1 protein-coding gene and 1 pseudogene are annotated in these 2,786 nt (G+C 40.9%); one reads left to right on the forward strand and one right to left on the reverse strand.

All coding sequences use genetic code 11. The annotated features are described in order from the left end of the window. Nucleotides 1-183 precede the first annotated feature (183 nt). On the reverse strand, nt 184-1,518 hold the full coding sequence (locus H6H03_RS39640; protein WP_190960432.1) for a sensor histidine kinase: 1,335 nt from the start codon (nt 1,516-1,518) through the stop codon (nt 184-186). A gap of 549 nt (nt 1,519-2,067) precedes the next feature. Between H6H03_RS39640 and H6H03_RS39645 the strand changes: the two are divergent. Next, nucleotides 2,068-2,682, forward strand: a pseudogene (locus H6H03_RS39645) (biotin/lipoyl-binding protein); the annotation flags it as partial. Between the last annotated feature and the right edge of the window lie 104 nt (nt 2,683-2,786).

Genomic DNA, 2,786 nt, shown 5'->3' on the forward strand with positions numbered 1-2,786 from the left:
TTCAGTTGCAATTAATCCTGGCTGAAGCGTAATTATAGTTGCAAATAATCCTGGTTTGTAAATGTCTTGATTGCAGGTTTGAGCGATTAGTATTGCAGGTCGTTACAGCTAGTGAATGACCGAGTACAAGCAGCTGTAGTAGCATTGCGATCGGGCTTGATGTCGTGATTAGACTGAGAACTGCTATATAGGTAGAGTAAACCAGAAGGTAGCACCATTACCCGGACTACTGATCGCTCCAATCTTGCCGCCATGAGCCGTGATAATTTGCCGACAGATGTAGAGTCCTAAGCCTAAACCAAGTGATTGACGATTATTAGGGCCACGGCTATAGAGTTCAAATAAGCGATCGCACTGCTGTTGTGTCATCCCTACACCATCATCTTGAACAGTGCAACGGATTTGGTTGTTGAGATGTTCTCCGACAACAGCATCCAAGGTCAAATTTACCCCCGGTCGGTTATAACGCAGTGCATTTAAAAGTAAATTTTCATACACTCGGCGCAGATGGAGTGCATCGGCATTCACAGGGGGTAAATCAGTGGGAATCGTATATGTTACTGTGGCGTTTGCTTGCTGGATAAAGGGTTGTAAGTCGGTAATCACAGATTTGACTAAATCATGCAGTTTCACTCTTTGGTGATGTAGTACAATTCCATGTACTTCGGTTTCGTGTGCTTCTAACAGTGAGTTAATTAAAGCAACCTGTCTATCGCCACTGTCAATTATGTGCTTGAGTAATTCTTGGGGAATCTGTGCAGTGTGTTGTTCAGGATGCCAAAAGGTTTTTAAAGTCATCACCATACCGATTACAGGATTGCGTAAATCATGAGATACCGCATGGAGAAAAACCCTTAGTTGTTGACGTAATTCAAATTCCCGTTGTAGCGATCGCTCATATAAAAATACACCAACATCGGCGACCAAGCAAATCAGTATTGTATAGAATATGCCCAAACCATAGGCAGCTGGGACAATCACATTCGGATCGCGCCAACCCAACAGCATCGCGATCGCAAAATAGCCAATCACAGTTACTTGTGAGATGAGATGCGAGCGCCAATGCACAGGAATTAATATAGCTTGAATCGCATAAAATAAAATCCACATATCCCCATCAAAACTAGCTTGTCCTCGCAATGTAGCGATGATTTGAGACGGCATTAGCACCAATCCGCTCAGTAGTAGAAACATTCGTTCTGGAGACTTCTGGAATACACGAGATTTTGCTAATAACAAGCCAATACCAACACTTAAAATTTGAGTAACTGCCACTTCTAAATACTCACGCATCCGCTTGGCATCAAATATTAATTTCGGATCACCTGAAGCATTCAAGCTAGGAATAGTAATGGTGATATGAAAAATCGTTACCATTACCAAAACAATGAAAACAACCCAAGCGAGTAAACGAATCCGACTAGGGATAAATTGCTGTCGCCATGCCAAAAATTCTGACGAAAAAATTACAGTATTAGGTTGATTTTTGCTACTAATATGATTAATTAATCGTCTCATAAATGTTTGACTTAGTAACGATATAAATACCTTTTTATTATTCAATAATATAGAAATTTAATATCTAAATATCAGAAAGTAACTCAATGTAATAAAAAACAAAATTTTATACTTTTAATAAGTGTCACATTCTTTTTTCTAAAAGGTAGATAGCAGTTCTAAATCAATTGGGAGAAACTAGACTCCCGACATTTTAAAAAAGTCGGAGATTTGAACACTGCAAATTCTCACAAATCAAATAGGATTGCTATAACAAACTTGATTATATAAATTACAATGTTTTATTCGCTCCACTCAAATGGTGTAACAGGTTATCTCACTCACCCGATTCATCCAATCGGGTGAGTTAACCGAGTCAAACAATCGCGGGAAGTAAGAACAAGATACCTAGTTTTATGATTCGGTCATGGCATTTAGACAAGCGTTGATAACTTATGAATACTCTACTTACTCATCCTAAATTCAAGCTGGCTTCCCATGTGATAAATCACACAACAAGGACATAAATATCATTCTTCCCTATTCCCTGTTTTCAAACAGACTTATGTTATGACCACATATTTAGAAATTCCTGTAATTGGTAAAATTAAGCATCCCTATCGCTGGCTAGCGGGACTAGCCGCAGGTGTTTTAGTTGTTGGTACAGGTGCGACCTATTCCCTTGTAAATCAGGGAACAAGCCAAGAAGACATTGCAGCACTTACTGTTCCAGTAGAAGCCAAAAATGTGACTTTACGGATTGCTGCCAGTGGTAAGGTCGTACCAGTTCAAAGTGTAAATATTAGCCCAAAACAGCCGGGAATTGTTGCACAGCTAAAAGTAGAACAAGGCGAACGCGTGCTTGCTGGACAGATTATTGCGGTCATGGATAGTGCCAATGTCCGGGCGCAAGTTCTCCAAAACCAAGGCAACTTAGCACAAGCCAAGGCACAACTTGCCGAAGCCCAAGCTGGTAGTCTTCCTCAAGAAATCGCCCAAGCCCGTGCGCGACTGGCACAAGCCCAAGCTCAATTAACCGAAGCACGGGAGGGAAGTCGTCAAGAGGATATTGCTAAAGCTGAGGCTCAGGTAAATCAATTTCAGGCACAATTGCAACAAGCCAAATCTCGTTTAGAACTAGCGGCTCAACGGGTTAAGCGCAGACAATACCCTGCATCCCAAGGGGTGAACGAAAAAAGGTGTGGGAAAGAGCTTAGTTAGCGGGTGCAATCCGCTAACTAAGCTCTGAGTAAGATAAATTTTAACTTTCATCAGATTTTTGGTATCTT

Origin of the sequence: Nostoc paludosum FACHB-159 (genome assembly GCF_014698835.1) — a bacterium.
Lineage (GTDB): Bacteria > Cyanobacteriota > Cyanobacteriia > Cyanobacteriales > Nostocaceae > Nostoc > Nostoc paludosum.

Coding starts and splice junctions, on each gene's coding strand:
- H6H03_RS39640 (WP_190960432.1), bottom strand. CDS start 1,518: ATGAGACGATTAATTAATCATATTAGTAGCAAAAATCAACCTAATACT.